Consider the following 24797-nt stretch of genomic DNA (forward strand, 5'->3'; position numbering starts at 1 on the left):
CGAATGGATCTGTCAATAACTTCCTCGCTCTTTATATCAACAGGCGCCAGCGCCGATTCAAGGATGATGCGGACAGCCCGCTAACTGGACTATGCCGCGCCCGAGATAGTAATCGAGCCCTATTTACCGTCCGTTTGTGTGCAAATACAGCGGCGAAATTGGGCCCGGCGCTTTCCGAGCAGTGTGTGATGCGGTGCGCGAAACCCGAAGAATAACGCATAGTCATGTATGTGGAATAACAGAGCAATATGATTAGTTCAGGCCAATACCGGAACAAGTATCTGGCCAAGGCTTCGTATGTGAACTGCAAGCCGGGAATTCGCTCCCGACGTTCGCGGGCGGCGAAACGATCTATGGCGATACGAACTATACTGTCATGAGATCGTGGCACATTCAGTGTGTCTATGGATATCGGCGCAGCACTCGGGCGCTGGGAGCTGTGCCACGGGGGGGAGCCATGTTTGCAGCGTTCCCGAAGCTTCGTTACACTTATGAATCGGCGCAGCGGTAAATTGCGCGGAGAGGTGTTTATGCCCGTGAAGAGCCCTTTGATCCCGTGGGTGTTGGCTGTGGTGGCGCCGGTTTCCGGCGCGCTGGCGGCGGACGCGATTTCGTATGACCGGGACATTCGCCCGCTGCTGAGCGGGTCTTGTTTTCAGTGCCACGGCAACGACGAATCAACGCGGAAGGCAGGGCTGCGCCTGGACGTGGCGGATCCGGGTCCCGATCACGCGGGGGCGATTGTGCCGGGCGATCCGGACGCCAGCGCGGTGCTTCAGCGCGTAACCAGCGCGGACCCGGCCGACCGGATGCCGCCGCCGGACGCGGGCGAAGCGCTGACGGCGGAGGAGGTCGCGCTGATCCGGGCGTGGATTGCGCAGGGGGCCCCGCGCACGGAGCACTGGGCCTTCGCGCGCCCGTCGCGCCCGCCCGTCCCCGAAACGAGCGACCCGGCGTGGCCGCTCAACCCGATTGACCATTTCGTGCTGGCCGGCGTCGACGCATCGGGACTTTCGGCTTCGCCGGAGGCGGACCGGGTGACGCTGCTGCGGCGGCTCAGCCTGGATGTGACGGGGCTGCCGCCGTCGCTGGACGAGGTCGCGCGGGTTCAGGCGGATACCTCGCCGGACTGGTATGAGAAGGCGGTTGACCGCCTGCTGGATTCACCGCATTTCGGCGAACACTGGGCGCGGCACTGGCTGGACGCCGCGCAGTATGCCGATTCCGACGGCTTCGAAAAGGACAAGCCGCGGCAGGTGTGGACTTGGCGCGACTACGTCATCCGCGCGTTTAACGAGGACAAGCCCTACGACGCGTTTCTGAAGGAACAGATCGCGGGCGACCTGCTTCCCGGGGCCACGCAGCAGCAGCGCGTGGCGACGGGGTTCTTGCGCAACAGCATGATCAACGAGGAGGGCGGCATCGACCCGGAGCAGTTCCGGATGGAGGCGATGTTCAACCGCATGGACCTGGTGGGGCGCGCGATGCTCGGGCTGACGGTCGCGTGCGCGCAGTGCCACAGCCACAAGTACGACCCGCTGACCCACACGGAATACTTCCAGATGATGGCCTTCCTGAACAACAGCGAAGAAGCCTGCATGACGGTGTATTCCGGCGAGGAAGAAACGCAGCGCGAGCGGATCCTGGGCCTTATCGGCGAGATTGAGTCGGGAATTCAGCGCGATCGGCCGGGCTGGCGCGCGGAGCTGGAGGCCTGGGCCGAGGGGGCGCGGGCGACGCCGGAACCGGCGTGGGAAGTGCTCGCGCTGGAGTTCGACGACTCCTCCGCCGGCGGCCAGAAGTGTATGCCGCGCGACGACGGCTCCTACCTGGCGCAAGGCTACGCCCCCACCCGATTCGCCCCGAAGATGACGACAACCACCTCGCTCGGCGCGATCACCGCCATCCGGCTGGAGTTTCTCACCGATCCCAACCTGCCCCGGGGCGGCCCGGGGCGCTCGATACATGGTGGCCTCGCGCTCTCGGAGATGGACATGCGCGTCACCACGGAAGACACGCCCATCGCCCAGTATGACAAGTGGACCCCAGTGAAGATTGCCTCCGCAATTGCGACGACCGACCCGCCGGTCCGCACGCTGGGTCCCGAGTTTCCGGATCGCGACGGGAAGGTCCGCACGACGGGCCCGGTGGCGATGACCATCGACGGCAACAACGACACGGCCTGGACCTCGGATATCGATCCCGGGCGGCGCAACCAGAACCAGTACATCATATTCCGCCTGGAGGAGCCGCTGGCGGTTCAGCCCGGCATGACCCTGGCCTTCCGGCTGGGGCAGTTCCACGGCGGCTGGAACAGCGACGACAACCAGACCAACAACATCGGGCGCTTCCGCCTTTCGGTGACCGATTCGGCGGAACTGCCTCCGATCGCGCTGCCGGAGCCGGTGCGCCTGGCGCTGCGGTCGGAAGATCCTTCCCCCGCGGAGCTCGACGCGCTCTTCGACTACTGGCGGACGACCGTGCCCGAACTGGCCCGCGACAACCAGCGGATCGATGGGCTCTGGCAGGCGCACCCCGCCGGCGCGACCCAGCTCGTGCTGCGCGAGCGCGAGGTGCGCCGCCCGACCCACCGGCTGGACCGGGGGGACTTCCTGAGCCCGCGCGAGGCCGTGGAACCGGGCGTTCCGGCGTTTCTGCACCCGCTTCCGGCCGATGGCGCGCCCAACCGCCTGGACTTCGCGCGGTGGCTGGCGTCGCCGGATTCGCCCACGACGGCCCGCGCCTACGTGAACCGCGTATGGCAGCGCTATTTTGGCGAGGGCATCGTGTCCACCACGGCGGACCTCGGCCTGCAGGGCGCGCCCCCGACCCACCCGGACTTGCTGGACTGGCTCGCGGTCGAGTTTATGGACAGCGGCTGGCGCGTCAAGGACCTGCACCGGCTGATTGTCACATCCGCGACGTACCGGCAGGATTCCGCGGCCACGCCGGAACAATTGGAGCGCGATCCGTACAACCGCCTGCTCGCGCGGGGCGCGCGCTTCCGGGTTGAAGGCGAAACCGTGCGCGACATCGCCCTGGCGGCCAGCGGCCTGCTCAACGACACCGTGGGCGGTCCCAGCGTGAACCCGCCCGCGCCGGAATTCCTGTTTGTGCCGCCCGCAAGCTATGGCCCGAAGACGTGGAACACCGACACTGGCCCGAACGCCTACCGGCGCGCGCTGTACACGTTCCGCTTCCGCAGCGTGCCGTATCCCGCGTTGCAGGTGTTCGACACGCCCGCGGGCGATGCGCCGTGCACCGCGCGGGAGCGCAGCAACAGCCCGCTGCAGGCCCTCACAACGCTTAACGAGCCGCTCTTCTACGAGTCCGCGCTGCATCTGGCGGAGCGCGCGCTTGCGGAGGGCGGGGCCGATGACCGGTCGCGTCTGGACTACGCCTTCCGCCGCTGCGTGTCCCGCGCGCCGGAACCGGCGGAACTCGACATGCTTCAGTCCTTCCTGGAGGCGCAGCGCGCGCGCATCGCGTCGGGCGGGCTCGACGCCGGCGCGGTGATCGCGCCGGCAAACGATGCTGCAGCCGATCCCGAGACCCTGGCGGCGTGGACGCTGACCGCGCGGGTGCTGCTCAATCTCGACGAGACCATTGTGCGGCAGTAGTACGTACCCCAATCAAGGAGGTTGGTGCGTACGCCTCGTATGCTTCCCAATTGCAGCGCAATCCGAATACCACGTGCCACGCGATCGGGCAACGCCCGTTCGTGTGCCTGGAGCAATCTCAACCCCACACCACCATCACCACCCGGCACGAGCGGCGCCCCCCACGGGGACTCGGCCACCGGCGGGCACGCACATCCGGGATCCGGAACTACGCCCCGCCCACAACCGGGCGTTCCGCACCCGTATTACCAGGTGGGCGTGTGCGGCGCGGCTTCGACATATACGCGCTCGACGCGCTGGCCGATGCCGGTGAGGATTTCGTAGGGGATGGTGTCCGCGTGGGCGGCGAGTTCTTCCAGCGTGATGCGATCTTCGCCCTGCCCGCCCGCGAGGACGGCCTCGTCCCCGGGAACCACGCCGGGGACGCCCGTGACGTCGACGACGGTCTGATCCATGCAGACGCGCCCGCGGACCGGGCAACGGTGGCCCCGGATCAGCACTTCGGCGCGATTGGAAAAAGCGCGGCGGTAACCATCGGCATAGCCCACCGGCAGGATGGCCGCGATCATGCCGTCGCGGGCGGTGTAGGTGCGTCCGTAGCTCACGGTGTGTCCGGGGGGCAGGGCGCGGACCTGGGAAACCCGGGTTACCCATTGGAGCACGGGCCGGATGGGGTTGGGCTCGGGAACCGTATCGGTGGGCCAGACACCGGTCGTCAGGATGCCGGCGCGCGCCATGGTGAACAGGGGGTCGCGCGCGTTCACGACGCCCGCGCTGTTGGCCCCATGGACCATCCCGCAGTCGATGTGGGCCGCGCGGAGTTCCCCCACCACCCCGCGCAGGCGCTCGACCTGCTCGCGGGTGAACGGATCGTCCGTGATATCCGCCACGGGGTAGTGGGTGGCGATGCCGGCCAGCCGGATGTTGGGCAGGCCGGCGATGGCGGACAGATCGGCCACGGCGGTTTCGAGCGCGAAGCCCTGCCGCCCCATTCCGGTGTCGATCATGGCGTGGACTGGAAACACCTGGCCGCGGTCGCGCGCCAGGGCGTCGAGCGATCGCGCGGCGGCGACGTCGCAGAGCGCGGGCGTCAGGGCGAAATCCAGCAGCTCCGGGAAGGCATCCGGATCGGGCTGCATCAGGACGAGCACCGGCCCCTGGATGCCGGCTTCGCGCAGGGCAATGCCTTCACCGGGCGTGGCGACGCCGATCACAGGAGAACCGGCCTCCAGCGCGCGGCGCGCCAGGGGAACGGCGCCGAGGCCGTATCCATTACCCTTGACGACGGCCATAATCGGGATGCCCGACGATTCGCGCGCCCAGGCGATATTCGCGGCGTAGGCGTCCAGGTCGACGAGGGCCCGGGAGGGGTAGCGCGCGCCGCTCATGCGGTCTGGTCGAGCCCGAGCAACTTCCAGTTGACGCGGGCGAACTGGATGCCCGAGTAGACGGTATAGAGGGCGACCAGAATGATGGACCATTTCGAGGCCTGCCCGATGATGGCGGTGTAATGCCCAAGGTCGCCGGGGACCGCCTGGACGAGCGCCGGGTAATCGGCCAGGCCCTGGAGCACCGTGGCGAGGAAGAGGAAGGTGCAGACATACACCATTTGGAGAATGGTCTTCATTTTTCCCCATTTGTTCGCGGCGATTACGGAACCCTGCGCGGCGCCGAGGGAGCGGGCGCCGGTTACCAGAAACTCGCGCGCGAGTATCAGCACAATGCTCCACGGCGGCACCTGCATCGCCGGTATGCCCAGCAGCATCACGAACGCGGCAACCACCAGGACCTTATCCGCGACGGGGTCGAGAAGTTTCCCGAAATTGGTGACGAGGTTGCGTTCCCGCGCGATTTTGCCGTCGTAATAGTCGGTAATCGCGGCCGCGACAAACACAACGTAGCCAATGAGGTAGGTGATGACGTGGTCGAAGGACAGGAAGGCCACGAAGATGGCCGTCATGACGCACCGGGCCACGGTAAGCTGGTTGGGAAGGTTCATAGCGCCCCGATTGTAGCATCCGGCGGCGCCGGACGCACCTTGCTGGCAAGCGGCGGCGGGCCTACTCCACCTCGAAGCGCGCCGGAGGCGCTATTTCGATGGTTCCGGCGTCCACACGCTCGCGGGTCGTTTCCGCGAAGGGGGACACCACCACGGAGTACGCGATCCAGGCCAGCAACAAGACGCCGCAGACCGCCCCCCAGGTGATGGCGTCGCTCAGCCAGGCCGGGCGCGCGTCCGGATTGTTCGCCGTACGCGTGAGAAATCCGCGCTCGGGCGCGGCGGTCGCGCGGCAGGCGCGCAACGCGGTGACGTACGGCTCGGACGGCAGGCCAAGCACCTGGCAATACGTGTTGAGGAAACCCGCCGTATACGTGGTGGCCGGCAGATCATCCAGGCGCCCCTCCTCGAGGCTGGCCAGATAATCGCGCGGCACGTGGGTCTCATGATGGGCGTCGAGCAGCGTCAGCCCGAGGGACTCGCGCTGCGCTCTCAACTCATGTCCTGGAAAATCGTATGGGCTCATCAGCGGTCTTCTACCTGAATTGCATCAACCAGAATTTCGCGGGCCTTGCTACCGGTGTGGGGTCCCACAATCCCCTTGCGTTCCATCATATCAATCAACCGCGCGGCCCTAGTGTATCCTACTCGCAGGCGCCGTTGCACCATTGAGATCGAGGCCTGACCGGTTTCCATCACGACTTGGACGGCTTCGTCAAAAAGCTCGTCGGATTCGTCCGCAATTTCGTCTAACTTGTCCTTGGATTTTCCAAAATTCTCAATTTCGTCCTTGTACTGCGGCGGCGCCTGACGCTTAAGGTGCATGATAAGCGCGTTCATTTCCTCGTCGCTCACGAAGGCGCCCTGGATGCGCGTCGGCTTGGACTGGCCCGCCGGCAGGTAGAGCATGTCGCCCATGCCGATGAGGCGCTCGGCGCCGATTTCGTCCAGGATGCAGCGCGAGTCGACGCGCGAGGAAACCTGGAAGGAGACGCGCGAGGGGAAGTTGGCCTTGATCACCCCGGTGAGGACGTCCACCGAGGGGCGCTGCGTGGCGATGATCAGGTGGATGCCCACGGCGCGCGCAAGCTGGGCCAGGCGCCCGATGGAGTCTTCCACCTCGGACCGCGCCAACATCATCAGGTCCGCAAGCTCGTCGATCACGCAGACGATGTAGGGCAGGCGGCGGATGATGTGAAGCGAGTGGCTGTCGTGGTCGTCGTCTTCGCCCTCCAGCTCGATCTCGCCGTTTTCGACGCTCTGGTTGTAGACCTCGATATTGCGCACGCGGAGGTCGGCAAAGAGCCGGTAGCGCTCCTCCATCTCGTTGATCAGCCAGGTGAGCGCGATCGAGGCCTTTTTCGGGTCGATCACGACCGGCGTGATGAGATGGGGGATGTCGTTGAAAATAGAGAGTTCGACCATCTTCGGGTCGATGAGAATCAGCTGGAGGTCGTCGGGCGTGTGCTTGTAAAGCAGGCTCGCCAGCAGCGCCTTGACGCACACGGTCTTGCCGGCGCCGGTCGCGCCCGCCACAAGGAGGTGCGGCATGGTGGCCAGATCGGCGATCTTGACGTCGCCCGCAATATCCTTTCCGAGCACCAGATTCAGCTTGCCCTTGCCGCGCTGAAATTGCGGGGCTTCCAGAAGCTCGCGGACCAGGACCTGGTCGCGCTCCACGTTCGGCGCTTCGATGCCCACCCGGCCCTTGCCGGGGATGGGAGCCTCGACGCGGATGCGGTGGGCCTTCAGCGCCAGGGCGATATCATCGGCGAGCGCCAGGAAGCGGGCCACCTTGATGCCGGGCGCCGGCTCGAGCTCGTAGCGCGTAATCGTCGGCCCGCGCGTGACGTCCGTGACGCGCGCCTCAATGCCAAAGGTCAGGAGCGTGTCTTCCAGAAGGATGCTGGTCTCGCGCAATTGCTCCGTCAGATTCGTGAGTACGGGCTCTTCCGGTTCGTCGAAGAGATCCAGGGGCGGGCGGGTGTAGTGGCGCGGATACTCGTAATCGGGCGGCAGCTCCTCGTGCTCGATTATCTTCCGGCGCGGGCGGCGGACTTTGGGCGTGGAGTCCTTGCGCGGAACCGCGCTCGCGCTGCCGCTGGAAAGCCCGGCCGCCGCCGCCACATCCGCGGGCAGATGCAGGTTCGGGGCCGGACGGCTCGCGCGTTCCTCCGGCTCTTCCGCGTCCTCCTGATCCATGGGCTCGGGAGCTTCGCCATAGGCCTCATTTTCACTCTCGGCGCCGGCGTATTCGTCCGCCTCCCATTCCGGGCCATCGCTCTCGATTGTGTCAGCCTCGGGCGTAGCCGTCTCGGCGTGATCCCAGGGCGCGTCGGCCTCGGGCGGATCGAGATCGATGGCGAGCGAAGTCTCCTCGCCGGCCGGTTCGTCCTCCTCTGTTTCCGGGAGCGCGTCGAAGGGAAATGGCTCGTCCGCGGGCGGGACATCATCCCCCGGCCGGGCGTCGTTCGCGTGTGAGCCCCGAATGTGGATGCGCGCGCCCCGATCCGCCGAGCCGTCCCGCCGGGTTTCGGCCTCATAGCCCGCCGGCATAAAGGGCGCCTCCAGGGCATCGTCCGCATGCGCGCTTTCCGCCTCGGGAAATGGAGTGGCTTCTGCGCCACGCCGGGTGGCGCGTTCTCCTTTGCGCGGCCGGGGCGCTGCGGATAAGAAGCTACGGGCCGTTTGCGCCGCCTGGGAGCCCGCGTGACGGGACAGTATGAAGAGGTAGTAAAACAGGTGCTCCGAGGCCATCAGAAGGCCCGCCAGGGTCAGGGACAACACCACGACGCTGGCGCCGAAAAAGCCGAAGTTCCTGGAGGCAAGCAACTGCACGACAAACGAGCCCACGGCCCCGCCCGGTTCCGGATTGGACGTGCCCATCCGGAGATTAAGCTGGAGGAAACCCGCCATCGTCGCGATCACCAGCCCGGCCCCGAGCAGGCGCGGCATCACCCGCCCGAAAGGCTTGTGGCTGATAAGCATGAGCGCCCAGATAAAAGTCAGCGCGTACAGAATGTGCCGCGCGTCCCCGACCAGCACGGCCAGGGTTCCCGCAAGCAGCGCGCCCGGGGCGCCAAGCCCGTTCGGCACGCTCAGCATCTCATCCCAGGGCCGGGTCGCCTGATCGCGCACGTGATAGCCGTCGGTGACCATGGCGAAGAAGAGCAACGCGGTAACGCCAAACATCACCACGCCAGCAAATTCCCGGCTGCGTTCTTCAGATAATTTTGAGGTTACAGACACGCGCAGAATCCCTATTGCCGAGCTTTTCCGCGATTATGTTAACAGAGAACCCGGGGGGTTGCAACCACTTATTGCGTGATCCGCGAAAATCACTACTAAATGCATGCCACAGCGCGGTATTTCACCACAATATATTGTTTTGTGGAAGTAAAAGGAATCTTCCATATCTACGAATATTGGAAAAATCTATTATTTAAATAAACTTCACATGGCAAATTCCGGTAATGCCGCGAGAAGGACGATGGGCTGCCGTTGAGGGCCTTGGCGGAAAACGGCATCGGGCCGACCCGCTCCGATGGAACGCGCCGGCCCGATTGGAAGATTTCAGGTAGCACTTTAGCCGCTTGAAGAAGCCAGCCAGAAGGATTGGCGCAAGGCGCTCCGGTAATTCGCGAGGATGCGCGGCAAAAGGTTCGCGGACACCCCGTGGCATAGTGTGCCCCGTTTCAGAAAAGGCCATATCCCTTCCACCGCAACCCCGGATTCCGCCGACATCAAGCCCCAACCCAGCGAAATGCATCCGGCTGGCAAGCGGGCCAACGTCCTGTCCAATGCCGCCAATCCAGCCGGTGGCTTTACCCCCACCCGGGGACTGCATCCGGCTGGCAAGCGAGCCAACGTCCTGTCCAATGCCGCCAATCCAGCCGGTGGCTGTACCCCCAAGAGCCACCCCGGGGACCGCATCCGGCTGGCAAGCGAGCCAACGTCCTGTCCAATGCCGCCAATCCAGCCGGTGGGCTGTACCCCCACACCCCGGGGACCGCATCCGGCTGGCAAGCGAGCCAACGTCCTGTCCAATGCCGCCAATCCAGCCGGTGGCTGTACCCCCTCAGGGGACTGCATCCGGCTGGCAAGCGAGCCAACGTCCTGTCCAATGCCGCCAATCCAGCCGGTGGCTGTACCCCCTCAGGGGACTGCATCCGGCTGGCAAGCAAGCCCACCTCCGGAGCAACCACCCGCCAATCCAGCCGGTGGCTGTACCCCCAAGAGAGTGCCACCCAAAGTATCCGCAAAAAATGGGGAGGGCGTCCAGCCCTTTCGAGCTGGACGCCCCGGAGAGATTCGCTGATGTTCTCCGCAGCACTATTTACACGCCTGCGCTCCCGGCCAGCTGATCCATCGAAGTGATCAGCGGCAGGAACAAGGCGATAAACAGAACGATTACCGCAACACCCACCAGGACCGTGAAAATCGGCTGGAGCGCCTCGCCCAGCGTCTGGGTCTTGATTTCCACTTCTTCCTCGTAGATATCCGCGATTTGGTCCGCTATCTCGTCCACCCGGCCGGCGTCTTCGCCCGTCACCAGCATGTCCGTCATCACCGGCGGGATCGCCGCCGAGTGCTTACGCAGTGGGCCTTCCATGCCCCCCCCGCGCTCGATAGAATCGCGGACGTCCTTGAGCGAGTCCGCCACGTAAAGATTCCGCACCGCCGATCGCGTAAGCTCCAGCGTCTGCATCATCGATACGCCCGAGCGGATAAGCAACGCCATCGTCCGGTTCAGGTCGACCAGCGCGCCCTTGTGCAGGATCTCGCCCACAATCGGAAGCCGGATCTTCAGGTTGTCAAACAGCATCTTCGCGGTCGGCGACTTCTTCACCGCAATAGCGTAAAGCACCAGGATGGCCACCACGGCCGCATACGGCGTCCACCAGTAAATCGCGACGATATCCGAGATGTTAAACACTGTCTGCGTCATAGCGCCGTACTGGATGCCCGCTTTCAGGAAAATATCCTTGAACTCGGGCACCACGATATTGGTAAGCAGCCACAACACCGCCGTGCACGCCAGGATCAGCAGCACCGGATACAGCATCGCGCCCATGACGCGCTTGTTCAGCAGCTCCCGCTTCGTCCGGTACGACACCAGCCGCTGCAACACCGTCACCAGCGTACCGCTGGCCTCGCTCGCGCGAATCAGGTTCACAAACACCCGATCAAAGTAGCGGTTGTGCCGGTCAAAGGCCTGCCAGAGCGGGTTGCCCGCCTCCACATACTGCGTGATGTCCGCAATAAGCGCCCGCGTCGCGCGGTTCGAACTCCGCTTGGACAGCGTCTGCAACGATCGCAGAATCGGCGTGCCCGCCCGCAACAGCATGATAAGCTGACGGAGAAAGTCCGTCACCTGGCTGCGGGGAACCCGGCGCATATACGTCGCGCTCGCGGCGGGGCCGCCCGCGTCGTCCAGCGCCACGCGCTTGCCCGATGCCGCCTTCGCGCCACCCGGCTTCACCGCCGCCGCCTTCACCAACGCCGGCTTCTCCTCCGCCTTCGCGGCCGGGGCCGGAGCCTCCGCCGCCGGAGCCTTCAACTCGTCCGCCAGCGTCTTCACGTCCAGTTTCTTCATCGGCGCCTTCTTGCCAATCGGCTTGGCGGCGGCTTTCTTCGCCGCCACCGCCTTCTTGGCCGGCGCCTTCTTCGCCGCGGCCTTCTTCTTGGCGGCGGGCGGCGCGTCGTCCGCGGGCGCCTCGCCGGTCGGCGGCGCGGCCTCCGCTTCGGTGATCTCGTCCTTGTGTTCGGCTTCGTCGGCCATCAGAAGGCAACCTCCCTAATCGTTTCCTTGCCGCGGCGGCCCCGGTGGCGCGCCGCGCGCAATGTTTCAATACCGGTAATCAGTCTACGCGTCACCACCCGCGTCACCACGCCCCCGGCGCCAGTGGAGAATCTCGTACGTGCCGTCGTCCCCGAAGAGAACCACGGCCTCCACCCGCCCCGACGCGGAATTGCTCAGGTAGCGCCCCCGCTCGTTCGGAGCAGCCGCCTGGTAAGCGCCCTCGTCCAGAAGTTTCGCGTAACGGCCTTCGCTGACCACCCGGAAACAACGCGAAACCAGGCCAAGCGATGAATTCCCCTCGACCGACGTGGCCGGCGCACCCGTCACCGACGCAACCGCCTGGCCAAACGCCGCCAGCGACGTGAAACCATCCCCCGCCGCCGACTTCACCCGCGTCGCCTGCTCCTCCGATAGACCCAGCACCGCCGCAAGCACCGCCGGCGATGCTTCATTCACGTTGAAATAACCCGCGCCCGGCTGCGACCCCGGAGCCGAAAAAACCGTAAAATTGGACAGGTTCAACGCGTCATACTGCGACTGGCTCAGCAGGTTGCGCGTCACAAGTTCGTCCAGCGAAAGAAACGGCTGGCCCTGCCCCCCCGGAGCCGCGTACTCCGCAATCTTGCGCGCCGTCGCCGCGTCAATGCCCATCAGCCGCTGCAGCACCTCGGCCGGCGCGTGATTGATGTTCACCCGGCCACTTTCGTCGTGGATCGTAACCCCCGCAATCGCAAGCCGCGGGTTCCCCGGTATCGCCTCCCCCGAAACGCCCTCGTCCCCATGACTGATCGCGCCGTAGGTGTTAAACGAAAACTCGCGCGTCACCCCCCGATCAACGTACCGGTTGGCCTGCAACACCTCCTGGCGCAGCGCCTCCACCGCCACCTGTATCCCCGCCGCCGCCAGCTGCTCCGCGCGCACGCGCCGCAACTCCATGTCCCCCTCGACCACCGTCAGATTCATGTAACGAAGGTAGCACGTGCCCAAAATGCCAAATAGCACAAGCATCGAAAGCGCCAGCACCAGGGCCGCGCCGCGCTGGCCGCCGCGCTCCCGTACGGCCATCGCAAATGTCGTATGGGGTTTGTACGTTCTCATGGGCCTCACTTCACCGGTATCGGAATGATTACACTGCGGGAAAGCTGCTCGTCGGGCCGGCTTTGCCCCTGAAGCACCACGCTCACACGAACCGCCTCGGGGTTGCGGGGCTCCGACCACGCCTTGCGCCACGCTCCCCCGTCCAGATAGTGAACCTCAAACGACAGAACGCCAGCCGCAACCTCCTGGCCGGGCGCATCGGGGATGCCCGCCGGATAGCGGCGGAGCACATGTTTACCCTCGCTCCGGTCCACCGCATAGCGTATGCCCGCACGCCGCGTCTTACCCTCCAGATCGCGCTGGACCACCGGAATAATCAACTGATCATCCTCCAGCCGGACAAGATCCTCGTACCGGACCTCCTCGTTCAGCACGTCCACCCCGCGAAGCGCCTCTCCCGTCAGGCGCGCCGATGGCATGTCCGCCAGATCAAGCCGGATCGCCTTGATCGCCGACGCCGCCGAATCGCCCAGCTCAAGACGGGACGTCGTCAGGCGCCACGCGCTCGTCAGATTGAAAAAGGCGCCTATCCCAATGGTCGAAACCACCCCGAGAACGCCAAGCACCACCAGCATCTCGAAAAGGCTGAATCCTGAATTGGACCGCACGCGTCTCATCGCTGGCCCTCCGAAATCGCCGCGCTCTTCGGCACGGCCCCCGTCAATACCAGGTGATGATCCTTGCCCGACTGGGTCCAGCGCACATCCACGAACACCTCGTAAAACTGCTCGTTCTGGCCCAACCGGCCAAAAGCCCGCCAGCGGTACTGATCGTAAACCACCTCCTGCCGGGCACGCGCGGGACGCGCAAACGGGGCCACTGGAGGCGCCTCCACCTTCATGCCCGCCCGCGGTTCGTCCGCCGTCGTCCGGATACGAAAAAGCCCGTCCGCGTTCGCGCCGGAAGTCTCCCACACGTAACTGGACGGGTTCATAATCAGAAGATTCAACTGCTCCCGCGCAATCTCCGACGCAAGTTGCCGGTTCCGCGAAAGCTTACCAAGATCCATGCTGGCCGTGTACATCTGCATGAATACCGTCACCGCCACACCGATTACCGAGATCGCCACCAGCATTTCGATCAGGGTAAAGCCGGCCCGTGGACATACCACGCGCGGCGCCTTGCGAGTTCGAACAACGAATTGCATGAATCTCCTTCCTGCACGTGACCATCACCCCCTCCCCGGGAGCCATGGCCCGGGGACTCACCGGGTCAGCAAGCGTCTTCGATAAATCCAGGGACTCAGACATTCCTGCCTGAGAAATTCATCCCTGTCTGAAAGAACCAGGGATTCAATCATTCCCGTCGGACCAAACGGTCAAGGACTATAGTATGCACATTCCACCGAACATGTCAACACTAAAAAAAACGGGAAATCAGGCTATTAAACCCTTGACGAAAGACAAAATTGTGTAAAATTTCCAACAATTCCTACGCGCACGTGTCCCATTTCGGGATTTCACCCCGCCCCATGCCGCCAATCCAGCCGGTGGCCGTACCAGGGGACTGCATCCGGCTGGCAAGCAACCCAACGTCCTGCCCCATGCCGCCAATCCAGCCGGTGGCTGTACCAGGGGACTGCATCCGGCTGGCAAACAAGCCAGGGGACTGCATCCGGCTGGCCAAAGTGCTCACGGTTTGGCAAGGATGCGAGAACCCAGCCGGTGGCTGTACCCCCAAAAAGGGGACTGCATCCGGCTGGCAAGCAAGCCAGGGGACTGCATCCGGCTGGCCAAAGTGCTCAAGGTATGGCAAGGATGCGAAAACCCAGCCGGTGGCTGTACCCCCCAAAAGGGGACTGCATCCGGCTGGCAAACAAGCCAGGGGACTGCATCCGGCTGGCCAAAGTGCTCAAGGTATGGCAAGGATGCGAAAACCCAGCCGGTGGCTGTACCCCCAAGAGCCCATCACCCAACCGGCCCCTCATACTCCCCCAGCTTCGCATACAACGTGCTGCGGCTGATCCCCAGAATCCGAGCCGCCTTCGCACGATTGTCATGGCAGCTGCGCAACACCTTCAGCACATGCTCCCGCTCCAGTTCGGCAAGCGAAAGCAACGGCCCCGGTTCCCGGGCCGAATTCGCGCTGATCTGCCCATCCCGCCAGATGTCCTCCGCCGTGATCAGCGTCCCCCGCGCCCGGTGCGCAACGCGTTCGATAAGATTCCGCAACTGGCGCACATTTCCCGCCCAGTGGTATTGCTTCAAAACCTGCTCGGCCTCCGGCGACAGCGTCCGGATAAGCGCCGGCTCCCGCGCCGCCAGATTATCAATGAAATACTGCGCCAGAATCGGAATATCCTCCGTCCGCTCCCGAAGCGGCGGAGCCTGGATCGTAAAACCGGCCAGCCGGTGATACAAATCCCCCCGAAACCCCTTGTCCTCCACCGGGCGGTTCGTCGCCGCGATAAAACGGACGTCCGCAAACTCCTCGTGCGACGCCCCGATGCGGCGGTACGTGCCGTGTTCGATCACCCGTAGTATGCGGGCCTGGTTCTCGCTGCTCAGGTCCCCCACCTCGTCCAGAAACAGTATCCCCCCATCCGCCACGCTGATCAGGCCACGCTTCGCCACGTGCGCACCCGTAAACGCCCCCTTTTCATGCCCGAAAAGCTCGCTTTCAAAAAGCTCCGGCGGGATCGCCGCGCAATTGATAATGATATAGGGCTTCTCCGCCCGCGCGCTGTTCCGGTGCAGCGCGCGCGCGATCAGCTCCTTCCCCGTCCCCGTCTCCCCCGTGATCAATACATTCAGCGGTGTCTGCGCCGCCTCATACACCTGCGACCGCAACCCCTTCATGACCCGGCTCTGCCCAACCAGCGGCATCTTCTCCAGTGACTCGGCCCCGGAAAGCCGGTGGTTCAGCTTGACCAGTTTCTCGTGTTCCCGCGCCGCGTGCACATACGGGCCGACCAGCTCGCAGAGCGCCGAAAAAAGCCGAAGCGCCGGCTCCCGCTCATTGCCGATCCCGCGCGCCGGCGACACAAGCACCCCCACACCCAGGCACTGCTGAGAGAAAAACACCGGAGCCAGAAGCACCTGCTGGCCTTCCCCGTCCTTCCCCTCGTGAGATGACGCAAACGCGCGCCGCTCAGCCACCGCACGCTCAATATCCTCGTTCGGCACGGCAGCCCCCGCCGCCTCCCCCAGAAGCGCGCCCAGCGGCCAGCGGCCATCGTCATCCTCCAGTATCAGCACCTCCGCCGGCGCGAAGCGCTTTGCGAACACCGCCCCGATCTCCCCGCACAGCGCCGCCTCCGAATTCAGGTGGCTGCATACCCGGGAAAAGCGAAACAGCAGAACATAGTCCGTTATCGAACCCGGCCAAGCGCTCTCCTGATCGATCGCGTCCAGCCCCAGATCCTTCAGGTCGATCGATATCGTGTCCGAATCAGTAGCCCGCTTCGCCGGCGCCGCAGCAGCCGCCGCCGCCACCGCCGTAACGAGAAATACCGCCCGGCCAACGCTGAATTCCTCGCCCACCTTGAGAACCGCGTCAAGCTGCGGCATCCCGTCCACCAGCGCCGGATTCCGGCTTCCCAGATCCAGCAGCCGGACACCGTTCTCCGCCGGCTCGATACGGCAGTGCTGCCGCGAAACCGTGCTGTCATCCACCACAATATCACATCGATACGACCGGCCTATGACCAGCGGCTTCGCGTCCAGGAGCCACGAAGCCCCCCGGGTGAAACCGGCCTTCGCCGTAACCACGATCTGCATACGACTCACCCCTTTGCCCTGATGCTTCGCAACATTTGCCTCGCTTCCGCAATCGCAATGGCGGCGGCGCGCGCTGCAAAGGCGCACGACCGGCCAGCCCGCGTACTCCCCGAAACCCACCGCCTATCATACGTCAATCCCGCACACCCGATACAACCACAATGTTACGCCACTGCACTGTCCGAAAACCGGACAGCACACCCTGTCCGAAAAACAGACACCGACGCCGCAAAGATCACCCTCGCCCGCATCACAAATCATTCCAAAGTAATACACTGCAACAACTTCCCGGGCCGTCATTTATTTGGCACACATCTGGTATACATGACAGATAGCTTCCGGACGGATTCGACTCCAGAGGGTGAAGCCGAACGAAGCCTCGCAGGGATGAATGCGCTGTCGTCCCTGCGAGAAATTCAACCCTAACGCCCCAAACGGGCGATACAGTTTTGACTCCAGGACATGCGGAACGGAACCGCCCCTCCCCCAAGCCCGCCCGTGTGTTCTGGAGTTTTTGTAACACTTTAGCCGTCTGAAGTAAGGCGTTCGCCGATACGAGATTCCTTACTTACAAAGGATGTATTCGTCATTCCCGCGAAGGCGGGAATCCAGAGGGTTTGCGAGGTTAACGTTGCATGGTCTCTGGATCCCCACTTTCGTGGGGATGACGGTGCTCGATCACCGAGAGCCGCCACCGTTGGGTGCGACGAGGGCGACTACTTCAGACGGCTAAAGTGTTACGAGTTTTTCTTTTCCTCCCCCCCGCAATCCCACCCCTCCGGAGGTTAGCCATCCTAATGAGCCGTAGCGGTACCTGACGTAATTCGCTGGACAAAAACATTATCATCCCGCAAAACCCTGCTCTCCGCCCCCCGTGCCGCGCGATCGCTCCCCAGGCGCGTTCGTGTGCCCCCAACAACACCAGCCCCACCCCCCCCAGCACACCACCAAATCCAGCGGCGCCTGCGCCAGCTACGCTGCATCCTTGCGCCTGCGCGTGAGTATCGCTCCTTTTCGATCTTCTTCGCTTCGTACTACGATCCGTCAACCTCTCCCCGCCCCACTCTTCGGACAGTTCCAATGGCCGCCGTGGACCCACCATCACCCCACAAGTGCAACGCCCGCCAACGTGCCTTCGCCTTCCAGCCTGAGACAGCGTGAGCGCCAACCTCGAACGCCCCATGGAAGCCGTGAAAACAGCCCTGGAATCCCAAAGCGAAACCACACTTCCGTCATTCGCGTTCATTCGCTCTACAATCAACTTCTTTGTGATCTCTGTACTACTATCCGTCATTTTCTTGTTTTTTCTGCAAGTTCTTGCGCGCAATACCTCCGTAACAACCTGTTGTAAAAGCATTTACGAATTGGAAACTCCAGGAAGAATTTCCGGGCCGTCCCATGAATACCAAAGTATGAAGTATTTATTCTATTATTGACCACAGTTACGATGACACGGATTACGGCGACGTCCGAGACAAGATGGGGACCAGACAACCCGCCGCCCCTTCCACCCGCTTCTGATTCCGATGCTTTAATTCAATCCGAATGGGCTTTCGTAAATCCGGCGCGCAGCCAGCAGGCATCACATCAACGACCAGACCGATTACTATCGTGTCGTCATGAAATAAATCCGTGGTCACAATTCCTGATCGCGGCCAGTGGCCGCTCGAGGCGCATTCGTGTGCATTGGTGTCCATTCGTGGTCAAAAACGCACCCCCATTCAACCAACTACTTCATCTGCGTACAAGAGCCATCCTCTGCGCTCTCTGCGTTCTCTGCGGTTAAAGCCCTTCTCCATTTCTCTTCGTGCCCTTTGTGCCCTTCGTGGTGATCATTTTTTTGGTTGCGGCCAGAGGCGCCTCTGTGCTCTCTGTGGCTCCAGATCCAATCCCCCGCCCGCCGAAACCGCGCGCCGCGCCCTCGATCGTCTCCTTTGCGCCTTTGCGCCTTCGCGTGAATATCAATCCTTCTCCAACTTCTTTCCTTCGTGGTCTTCGCGCCCTTCGTGGTGAACGTTTTTTCGGTTGCGGCCAACGGCTGCCCTGCGTCCATTCGCGTTCATTCGCGGTTCAAAAAAGTCGTTGCGGCCAATGGCTGCCCTGTGCCCTTTGCCCTTCGTGGTGCTCCCCCCCCTCGGTTGCGAAAGAAGGCTGCGCCAGGTTCATTCGTGGTTCGCGCCCGGGCGCGCGGCTTGCGTTGAGGGCAAAAAAAGAACCATAATTACAGCCCGCAGCGCGTGACCAGGCCGGGACTTGCCCGCCAGCCGGTCCGGGCAGACAAAACCTCGGCCATACATACAGGCCGAATCAATCCCTCATCCACGATTAACCGGGGAGTGGTATGCAAGTTCATCCGACAGCCGTAGTCCATCCGGACGCCACGCTCGCGGACGATGTCGAAGTACAGGCCTACGCCATTGTCGAAGCCGGCGTCACCATCGGGGCCGGCTCCGTAATCGGGCCCCACTGCGTGATCGGCCAGGGCACCGTCATGGGCCGCGGAAACCGCACCTACAGCGGAGCCCAGGTCGGCGTGCCGCCCCAGGATCTCAAGCACCGCGTCGGCCACCCGGGCAACACCCGGATCGGCGACTACAACACCATCCGGGAATTCGTCACCATCAGTTCCAGCACGCGCTACAGCGACGACCCGGCGGAAGACACCAAGATCACCCGCATCGGCAGCCATTGCCTCCTGATGGCCACCTGCCACGTCGGCCACGATTGCGTCCTCGGCGACCATGTCATCATCGCCAACGCCTCCCCCCTCGCCGGCCACGTCACCATCCACGACCGCGCCTTCGTCGGCGGCCTCACCGGCGTCCACCAGTTCTGCATCGTCGGAACCATGGCCTTCATCGGCGGCATGTCACGCATCAACAAGGATGTCCTCCCCTACATGCTCTGCGAGGGACACCCCGGGCGCTGCCACGGCCCCAACACCATCGGCCTCGAACGAAACGGCCTGACCCCCGACCAGATCAAGACGATCCGCACCATGTACAAGATCCTCTACCGCTCCAACCTCAACATCACCCAGGCCGTCGCCCGCATCGAGGCCGAGGTCCCGGACAGCCCCGAGCGGAAGACCATCCTCGATTTCATCGCGGCCTCCCAGCGCGGCCTCCTCGGCTGACCAGATGGCCCGCGCCTCCCTGGAGCAATGCCTGGAACTCGCCGCCGCCGCCTACCAGCAGCGCGACTTCGATACCGCCCGCGCCCACGCCGAAAAAGCCTGTAAACTCGCACCGGAAAGCGTCGACGCCTGGGATTTCCTCGCCATGTCCGCCCAGGAAAACGGCGACGCACCGACCGCCGAGCGCGCCTGCAAAAAGGCCCTGAAGCTCGCCCGACAGGCCTGCGAAAAGAACCCCCGCGACGGAAAAATGGCCCTGCGCCAGCTCTTCCTGCTCATGCGCCTCGACCGCAAAGACGAGATCGAAGCCCTCCTCGCCCTCCTGCAGGAACGCCACCCCGACAGCCCCGGACTGAAAAAACTGGTCACAACCTACCGAATGCGATTCAAATAACCCCCAACCACTGATGCCTAAACCCCACACCCCAAAGCCCAAAGCCCAAAGCCCAAAGCCCAAAGCCTAAAGCCTAACTCTCAACTGTCAACTGTCAACTGTCAACTGTCAACTGTCAACTGTCAACTGTCAACTGCTAAAATCCCCCCATATGTCCGACACGCTCCTGCAACTCACTTCAATCGACAAAACCTTCGGCGGCGTCGTTGCGCTGCGCGAGGCGCGGCTGCACGTCCGCGCCGGTGAAGTGCTCGGGCTCGTCGGCGAAAACGGGGCCGGCAAAAGCACCCTGATCAACATCGCCACCGGCCTCTTTCCCGCCGATGGCGGCGTCATGCTCCTCGGCGGACAGCAGGTCGCCTTCGCAAATACCCGCCAGGCCGCCGAACACGGCGTCATGGTCGTCCACCAGGAAGCCGACCTCTTCGCCCAGCTCAGCATCGCCGAAAACATGTTGCTCGGGCGCGGACTCGAACGCGGGCCCGCCGGACTCATCAACTGGGGCGCGACCCATGCCGAGGCCCGACGGATGGTCGCCGAGATGGGCGAGGCGTTCGACGTCACACAGGACGCCGGCGGACTCACCGTGGCCCGCCGCACCATGGCGGAAATCGCCGCCGCCGTAGCGACCAATCCCCGCGTGCTCTTCCTCGACGAGCCCACCGCCTCGCTGACCGTTAAAGAAATCGAAAACCTCTTCGCCCAGATCCGACGCCTGCGCGACGCCGGCGTCGGCATCGTATACGTCAGCCACCGCCTCGAAGAAATCCTGGAGGTCTGCGACCGCGTGACCATCATGCGCGACGGCGCGACCATCGAAACAAAGCCCGTCTCCGAACTCACCATGGACCACATCGTCGCCACCATGGTCGGGCGCGAACTGGAAACCGTGCACGCCAAGCGCGCCGTGCCCATCGGGGAAGTCCGCGCGAAGTTCACGGGGCTCACCGCACGCGACGGCAGCTTCCGCGACATCACCTTCGACGTCCGCGCCGGCGAAATTGTCGGCCTCTACGGCTTCGTCGGAGCCGGGCGCAGCGAGTTCGCCCAGGCCGTCTTCGGCATCCGCCAGGCCGCCTCGGGCGCCATCGAAATCGACGGCAAGCCCCTGCGCATCCGCTCCCCGCGCCACGCCGTGGCCCAGGGCCTCGCCTATCTTCCGGAGGACCGCCTCGTACAGGCCGTTTTCCGCGAGCACGCCCTCCGGACCAACGCCAGCATCACGCTCCTGCCCCGACTCAGCGCCGGAACCTTTGTCCGCCGCGGCCGCGAACTCGATCTGGCGGATCGCGTCATGCGCGAGATGAACGTGCGGGCCTCGTCGATGGAACAGCCCATCGGCACCCTAAGCGGCGGAAACCAGCAAAAAGTCATTTTCGGACGCTGGGCCGCCACCAATCCCAACGTCCTCATCCTCGACGAGCCCACACGTGGCGTGGACGTCGGCGCGAAAGCGGAAATCCACAAACTCATCTGCGACCTGGCGGAAAAGGGCGCGGCCATCATCCTCATCAGCTCGGAGCTGCCCGAGGTCATGGCCATGAGCGATCGCGTCATTACCCTCTCGGAAGGCCGCGTCACCGGCGAGTTCGACCCGAAAAAGGACGGCGAAAAAGCCATCGCCGCCGCCGCCGTGCCCCGGAGCGCGGAGAAACCGGTCGCCGTGCAGACCCCCTTCCGGCGCGGCCTCGCGCGCGCCCTGCAGATGCGAGAGCTCGGCCTCATCGTATTCATCCTCCTCCTCGGCGGCTACATGACCGTTACGACGCCGGCCTCCTTCGCCAACCCGTCAAACATGCTCGACATCCTGAAAAACGCCGCCATCCCCGCGATCATGGCGCAGGGAGCCATGCTCATCATCTGCGCCGGCGGCATCGATATCTCCGTCGGCTCCATGATGGGCCTCGTCGGAGCCATCGCCGCACTGGCCGTACAGGCCGGCGTCCCCGCCCCCGTCTGCCTGGCCATCGCCATGGCCGCCGGGGTCGCCCTCAGCCTCCTCAACGGCGGCATGTCCCTCGCCGCGCGTATCCACCCCATCATCGTCACCCTCGCCGGCCTCAGCATCTACCGCGGCGTCATGCGCATCGTCACCGATGGCAAGGAAATCATGAATCTCCCCGCCGGCTACCGCGCCCTGGCCGACGGCAACTGGCTGGGCGTGCCAAAGATCTGCTACTACGTCATCGTCATTTCCATCGCGGCCCATATCCTCCTGCGCTACACCCTGCTCGGACGCCAGGTCCTCGCGCTCGGCAATTCGGCCAGCGCCGCGCGCCTCATCGGCCTCTCGAAAACCCGGCTGACCCTGTTTGTCTTCGCCTGCTCCGGCGCGCTCGTCGGCCTCTCCGCCGTGCTCAACGCCGCCTACTACGGCAAGGTCCAGGCCAACACCGGCGTGGGCCTCGAACTCCAGGCCATCGCGGCCGCCGTCATCGGCGGAACCAATATCCTCGGCGGGCGCGGCTCCGCCCTGGGCACCCTCCTCGGCGCGATCCTCGTCTCCCTGCTCTACAACAGCCTCGTGCTCCTCGAAGCCAGCGCCTACTGGCAAAACATCTTCGTGGGCGGACTCATACTCCTCGCCGTCATCGTCGACGCCCTCGTCCAGCGCCTCCGGGGTTCCGCGTCATGAACGCCCTCCTCCGCGATATCCTCCGCGCCCGCGAAACCGTCCTCTTCGGCGTGCTCTGCCTCATGTTCGCCGGTTTCGCCATGACCACCGAGTACTTCCTCAACCTGGACGCCCTACTCAGCTACAGCCGCTACTGGGTCGTCCCCGGTATGATCGCCATTCCGATGACCTTCGTCATCGCCACCGCCGGAATCGACCTCTCCGTCGGCTCCATCGTCGGCATGTGCGGCATCATCCTCGGCATCCTCTACCGCGACTACCACTGGCCCATCGCGGGAGCATGCGCCGCCGCCGTGCTCTCCGGCGGGCTCGCCGGCGCCTTCAACGGCGGCGTCAGCAGCGCCCTGCGCATACCCCCGCTCGTCGTCACCCTCGCCACCATGACCCTCTTCCGCGGCGTGGCCTTCGGCCTCAGCAAGGCCGACGCCATCAGCAATTTCCCGCCCGCCTTCACCTGGCTCGGCAACGGGACCCTCTTCACCTTCCACTTCCAGGGCGATCCCGTCTTTGTTCCCGCAACACTCCTCGGCCTCGTCGCCATGGTCATCATCGGCGGACTCCTGCTGCGCTTCTCCTGGATAGGCCGCTACGCACTCGCCATCGGCGAAAACCCCATCGCCGCCGCATTCGCCGCCATACCCGCGCGATGGATGCTCTTTGGCATCTATACCGCCACCGGCCTCGTCTGCGGCGTCGCCTCCCTCTTCTACACGGCAATCTTCGCCACCGCCCGCGCCGATGGCGGCGTCGGCCTCGAACTCGAAGCCATCGCCGCCGTCGTCATCGGCGGCACCCGCATCAGCGGCGGACAGGCCTCCGTCACCGGAACCTTGCTTGGCCTACTGATCATCGGTATTCTTAGATACGGACTCGAACTGAGTGGTGTGAAATCGCAATACGTGGTCATCCTCGTCGGACTGCTCCTCATCGTGACGGCCGTCTTCAACGAGTGGATGGCCCGGCGCGCGGGAGAAAGTAAATGACCAGCAAATCCATCTTCAGCCTGGCCCTGGCGGCCGCATTCGCATTCGGACTGGCCGGCTGCGGGCAGCCGCAACAAGCCCCCGCCGACGCGCAAAGCGCCGCGGAGCCCGGCGCGGAAGCCGCCGCCGAAAAAACCATCCGCATCGGCGTCATGCCCAAGCTCATCGGCATCGACTACTTCAACGCCGCCGAAACCGGCGTCAAGGAAGCCGCCGCCGCCCTCGGCGTCGAAGTCGACTACGACGGCCCCGTCGAACCCGACGTCACCCGGCAGGTACAGATGATCGACACCTGGATCACCCGCCGCTACGACGCCATCTGCGTCGCCCCGAACGACCCCGACGCCATCAGCGACGTCCTCAAGAAAGCCCGCCAGCGCGGCGTCAAGGTCATCACCTGGGACACCGACGCGCAACTCGACGCGCGCGACTTCTTCGTGAACCAGACCACCTCCAAGGGCATCGCCCACACCGTCATGGATATCATGGCCGAGGGCGTCGGGCCCGAGGCGAAGTTCATCAACATCACCGGCACCCTCACCGCCGCCAACCAGAACACCTGGATGAAGCTCATGGAGGAATACCGCCAGCAGAAGTACCCCGGCATGGTGAACCTCTCCCCCACCCCCAAAGAATCCGGCGAGGACCAGGCCCGCGCCACTCAGGTCTGCGACGACAGCCTCAAAGCATACCCCGAACTCCAGGGTATCTTCGCCCTCACCTCCGTCGCCCTCCCCGGCTCCGCCGAAGCCCTCCGCAAAGCCGGCGCCGCCGACCGCATCTTCCTCACTGGCCTCGCAACCCCCAAGGCCATGAAAGAATACGTCCTCGACGGCACCGTCAAGAAATTCGTCCTCTGGAACGTCCCCGACCTCGGCTACCTCACCGTGCACGCCGCCGTCGCCGCCGTAAAAGGCGATCTCACCCCCGAAAGCGAATCCTTCAACACCGGACGCATCACCACCTCCCGAAAAGAAGGCACGGAAATCATCCTCGGCGACCCCCTAGTCTTCACAAAAGACAACATCGAAAACTTCGATTACTAAACCCCAGGCGCCGCAGCGCCACCCCAGGGACTGCGGCGCCAAAACACCCAAACCCCACCAAAACCACCACCCAACCGAACAACACCCACCCCCACCAACACCACCCCAACAGGCGCGGCTGTCCCGTCGTCTTCCCCCCGCCCTCCACCACCCCAGGGACTGCGGCGCCACAACACCCACACCCCACCAAAACCACCAACCAACCGAACAACACGAGCCCCCACCAACACCGCCCCAACAGGCGCGGCTGTCCCGTCGTCTTCCCCCCGCCCTCCACCACCCCAGGGACTGCGGCGCCAAAACACCCACACCCCACCAAAACCACCAACCAACCTAACAACACTAACCCCCACCAACACCACCG

At 64.1% G+C, this 24797-nt stretch carries 15 protein-coding genes; 6 read left to right on the forward strand and 9 right to left on the reverse strand.

What is annotated here, in order from left to right:
• The first annotated feature begins 491 nt into the window (after window positions 1–491).
• Window positions 492–3620 (forward strand): PSD1 domain-containing protein, encoded by a 3129-nt coding sequence (locus KF886_23815; GenBank protein ID MBX3180388.1) that lies wholly within the window; start codon window positions 492–494, stop codon window positions 3618–3620.
• Between the two features lie 245 nt (window positions 3621–3865).
• On the opposite strand, the gene alr is transcribed toward KF886_23815, so the two are convergent.
• The 9 genes from alr to KF886_23860 form a co-directional block, all read right to left on the reverse strand.
• Complete coding sequence (gene alr / locus KF886_23820) at window positions 3866–5008, reverse strand: alanine racemase (GenBank protein MBX3180389.1); 1143 nt, start codon at window positions 5006–5008, stop codon at window positions 3866–3868.
• Complete coding sequence (pgsA, locus tag KF886_23825; protein ID MBX3180390.1) at window positions 5005–5619, reverse strand: CDP-diacylglycerol--glycerol-3-phosphate 3-phosphatidyltransferase; 615 nt, start codon at window positions 5617–5619, stop codon at window positions 5005–5007. The genes alr and pgsA overlap by 4 nt, the downstream gene beginning before the upstream one ends.
• Before the next feature lie 61 nt (window positions 5620–5680).
• The gene (locus KF886_23830; GenBank protein ID MBX3180391.1) at window positions 5681–6145 is read right to left on the reverse strand and encodes a helix-turn-helix domain-containing protein; all 465 of its coding nucleotides are present in this window, start codon (window positions 6143–6145) and stop codon (window positions 5681–5683) included.
• Complete coding sequence (locus KF886_23835) at window positions 6145–8811, reverse strand: DNA translocase FtsK (protein MBX3180392.1); 2667 nt, start codon at window positions 8809–8811, stop codon at window positions 6145–6147. The genes KF886_23830 and KF886_23835 overlap by 1 nt, the downstream gene beginning before the upstream one ends.
• 1144 nt (window positions 8812–9955) lie before the next feature.
• Window positions 9956–11401, reverse strand: coding sequence for a type II secretion system F family protein (locus KF886_23840; GenBank protein ID MBX3180393.1), 1446 nt, complete (start codon window positions 11399–11401; stop codon window positions 9956–9958).
• Between the two features lie 84 nt (window positions 11402–11485).
• Window positions 11486–12520, reverse strand: a complete 1035-nt coding sequence (locus KF886_23845; protein MBX3180394.1) for a helix-hairpin-helix domain-containing protein — start codon at window positions 12518–12520, stop codon at window positions 11486–11488.
• Between the two features lie 5 nt (window positions 12521–12525).
• A complete protein-coding gene (locus KF886_23850; GenBank protein ID MBX3180395.1) occupies window positions 12526–13137 on the reverse strand; it encodes a prepilin-type N-terminal cleavage/methylation domain-containing protein in 612 nt (203 codons plus the stop codon).
• Window positions 13134–13667: a prepilin-type N-terminal cleavage/methylation domain-containing protein gene (locus KF886_23855; GenBank protein ID MBX3180396.1), complete on the reverse strand. Its 534-nt coding sequence runs from the start codon at window positions 13665–13667 to the stop codon at window positions 13134–13136. The genes KF886_23850 and KF886_23855 overlap by 4 nt, the downstream gene beginning before the upstream one ends.
• A gap of 760 nt (window positions 13668–14427) precedes the next feature.
• Window positions 14428–16239, reverse strand: a complete 1812-nt coding sequence (locus KF886_23860) for a sigma 54-dependent Fis family transcriptional regulator (GenBank protein ID MBX3180397.1) — start codon at window positions 16237–16239, stop codon at window positions 14428–14430.
• 2341 nt (window positions 16240–18580) lie between these two features.
• Between KF886_23860 and lpxA the strand changes: the two genes are divergently transcribed.
• From lpxA to KF886_23885, 5 genes are all read left to right on the forward strand, one after another.
• Window positions 18581–19375 carry an acyl-ACP--UDP-N-acetylglucosamine O-acyltransferase gene (lpxA, locus tag KF886_23865; GenBank protein MBX3180398.1) on the forward strand — a complete coding sequence of 265 codons (795 nt, stop codon included), beginning with the start codon at window positions 18581–18583 and terminating at the stop codon, window positions 19373–19375.
• 4 nt (window positions 19376–19379) lie between these two features.
• Entirely contained in the window at window positions 19380–19769 is a 390-nt protein-coding gene (locus KF886_23870; GenBank protein ID MBX3180399.1) for a tetratricopeptide repeat protein, read from the forward strand.
• 151 nt (window positions 19770–19920) lie between these two features.
• Window positions 19921–22404, forward strand: a complete 2484-nt coding sequence (locus tag KF886_23875) for an ATP-binding cassette domain-containing protein (GenBank protein ID MBX3180400.1) — start codon at window positions 19921–19923, stop codon at window positions 22402–22404.
• A complete protein-coding gene (locus KF886_23880) occupies window positions 22401–23387 on the forward strand; it encodes an ABC transporter permease (protein ID MBX3180401.1) in 987 nt (328 codons plus the stop codon). Before KF886_23875 ends, KF886_23880 begins: the two co-directional genes overlap by 4 nt.
• Window positions 23384–24433 (forward strand): substrate-binding domain-containing protein, encoded by a 1050-nt coding sequence (locus tag KF886_23885; GenBank protein ID MBX3180402.1) that lies wholly within the window; start codon window positions 23384–23386, stop codon window positions 24431–24433. The genes KF886_23880 and KF886_23885 overlap by 4 nt, the downstream gene beginning before the upstream one ends.
• Window positions 24434–24797: the final 364 nt, after the last annotated feature.

The organism is Candidatus Hydrogenedentota bacterium, assembly GCA_019637335.1.
GTDB lineage: Bacteria > Hydrogenedentota > Hydrogenedentia > Hydrogenedentales > JAEUWI01 > JAEUWI01.

Bases quoted from the DNA above. Each gene is read 5' to 3' on its own strand.
- KF886_23815 (MBX3180388.1), top strand. From the start codon at position 492: ATGAATCGGCGCAGCGGTAAATTGCGCGGAGAGGTGTTTATGCCCGTG.
- alr (MBX3180389.1), bottom strand. From the start codon at position 5,008: ATGAGCGGCGCGCGCTACCCCTCCCGGGCCCTCGTCGACCTGGACGCC.
- pgsA (MBX3180390.1), bottom strand. From the start codon at position 5,619: ATGAACCTTCCCAACCAGCTTACCGTGGCCCGGTGCGTCATGACGGCC.
- KF886_23830 (MBX3180391.1), bottom strand. From the start codon at position 6,145: ATGAGCCCATACGATTTTCCAGGACATGAGTTGAGAGCGCAGCGCGAG.
- KF886_23835 (MBX3180392.1), bottom strand. From the start codon at position 8,811: ATGTTTGGCGTTACCGCGTTGCTCTTCTTCGCCATGGTCACCGACGGC.
- KF886_23840 (MBX3180393.1), bottom strand. From the start codon at position 11,401: ATGGCCGACGAAGCCGAACACAAGGACGAGATCACCGAAGCGGAGGCC.
- KF886_23845 (MBX3180394.1), bottom strand. From the start codon at position 12,520: ATGAGAACGTACAAACCCCATACGACATTTGCGATGGCCGTACGGGAG.
- KF886_23850 (MBX3180395.1), bottom strand. From the start codon at position 13,137: ATGAGACGCGTGCGGTCCAATTCAGGATTCAGCCTTTTCGAGATGCTG.
- KF886_23855 (MBX3180396.1), bottom strand. From the start codon at position 13,667: ATGCAATTCGTTGTTCGAACTCGCAAGGCGCCGCGCGTGGTATGTCCA.
- KF886_23860 (MBX3180397.1), bottom strand. From the start codon at position 16,239: ATGCAGATCGTGGTTACGGCGAAGGCCGGTTTCACCCGGGGGGCTTCG.
- lpxA (MBX3180398.1), top strand. From the start codon at position 18,581: ATGCAAGTTCATCCGACAGCCGTAGTCCATCCGGACGCCACGCTCGCG.
- KF886_23870 (MBX3180399.1), top strand. From the start codon at position 19,380: ATGGCCCGCGCCTCCCTGGAGCAATGCCTGGAACTCGCCGCCGCCGCC.
- KF886_23875 (MBX3180400.1), top strand. From the start codon at position 19,921: ATGTCCGACACGCTCCTGCAACTCACTTCAATCGACAAAACCTTCGGC.
- KF886_23880 (MBX3180401.1), top strand. From the start codon at position 22,401: ATGAACGCCCTCCTCCGCGATATCCTCCGCGCCCGCGAAACCGTCCTC.
- KF886_23885 (MBX3180402.1), top strand. From the start codon at position 23,384: ATGACCAGCAAATCCATCTTCAGCCTGGCCCTGGCGGCCGCATTCGCA.